1 protein-coding gene is annotated in these 1,540 nt (G+C 65.5%); it reads right to left on the bottom strand.

The window, feature by feature from the left end; genetic code table 11:
- Window positions 1-291: 291 nt before the first annotated feature.
- The gene (locus NKJ32_RS35330; RefSeq protein WP_352594635.1) at window positions 292-1,461 is read right to left on the bottom strand and encodes an IS110 family RNA-guided transposase; all 1,170 of its coding nucleotides are present in this window, start codon (window positions 1,459-1,461) and stop codon (window positions 292-294) included.
- Window positions 1,462-1,540 lie beyond the last annotated feature (79 nt).

Here is a 1,540-nt window from a genome sequence, read left to right as displayed (position 1 = left end):
CCTCACATGGGGATTACATGGTCAAGTGTGATTTTCCTCCTTCGCAGTTTCGGTCCAAGGTCTGAGCCCGATCACGTGACGCGGCCCGGTCGCCGGGCCTCATCCACCTCACATGCGGTCGCCGCTCCTGGCGGCAGCACCAATATCCCGCTTGCGGCGGGCGCAGGCTCAGGAAGACGAAACCATTCTGCCGATCGGCTGTTGAGGCCATGCATATTTTCGGTTCGCCCACCTGGATCCGAAAGGCTGATCAGGCCTTTGCGGAATGGAGGAAAAGGGTGGTGGAAGCGGTCATGCGGTTTTCATGAGCGCTCCCTGGATGATGACGCCGGCGGTCGCGTATTTCCACAGCGCCACCAGCAGCTTGCGGGCGAGCGCGACGATCATCGCCTTCTTGAGGCGGCCGCCGTTGCGCGCCACCCGTTCGCTGAACCAGCGGGCCAGGCCCGAGGCCGGCTGATGGCGCAGCCACAGCCAGGCAAGCTCGACCATCGTCGTTCGCAGCCGCGGATTGCCTGCCTTCGACACGCCTTGTTCGTGATCGATCGTGCCGCTCTTCCATGGGGAAGGTGCCAGTCCCGCGTAGGCGGCCACCTGCCTGCGGTTGTTGAAATGCCGGAACAGCCCTTCGGCGTGGAGGATCGTCGCGAATTCCGGCCCGATGCCCTTCAGCTTGAGCAACATCGCCGCCGGCGTCGAGGCGTCCACCGCCATCGCGGCGAGCAGCGCGTCGCGCTCGGCCTCCACCGCCTTGATCTGGCCGAGCAGCAATTCGAGACGGTCAAGTTCGCGGCCGATCTGGGCCTTCATGCGGGCCGGCAGGGCGCGGCCATCGCCGGTCCGCAGTTCTTCCAGGCGATCGCGGCGGTCGCGGCGCAAAGGCTCGTAGTCGCGGATGCCCTGGCTGAAGAGCAGGCCTTTGATGCGGTTGACGTGCTCGACCCGTTCGGCGACCAGCACCTTGCGCTCGCGGTTGGTCCGGCGGCGATCCTCATTCTCGGGCGTCGGCACCCGGACCATCGAGCAGACGCGCGGCTCACCCCGCTTGACGGCCAGCAGGGCGCGGATCAGCGCCTCGCCATCAAGCCGATCCGTCTTGGCGCGACGGTGGCGGCGCGACACTGCGATCGATGCCGCATCGACGATGTGACTTTCGATCCAGTCCTCGCGGTTCAGCACCCGGTCGATCCAGAAGCCGTCCAGCCCCGCCTCCTGGATCACCACCAACGGATAAAGCGTGCCCGTGCGCGCCTCGGCCTTGCTGCGCAGCCCGGTGAGGCAGACGAGCAGCCCGGCACTGTCACCGCCGGCGACCATGTGGCGTGACATCTTCTCGCTGCCCGGTACAATCGAGGTGACTAGCCAGGTCGATCTGGACAGCTCCAGCGAGACGAAGATTGCGCCAAGATCCACGCGGACAGCGGCTTGTAGCTCGGATTGATCGGTGGTCGAAAGATGCATGAAAGGGCCTCCAAAGAGCGAGTTGCGATGGCCCACTCTGCCAGAGTGCGGGCCACGATCCACTCCCCATGGGATCTGC

Origin of the sequence: Mesorhizobium sp. M0159 (genome assembly GCF_040322295.1) — a bacterium.
Lineage (GTDB): Bacteria > Pseudomonadota > Alphaproteobacteria > Rhizobiales > Rhizobiaceae > Mesorhizobium.
Note: the sequence above shows the minus strand (reverse complement) of the source record. Positions and strands in the feature narration are given on the sequence as shown.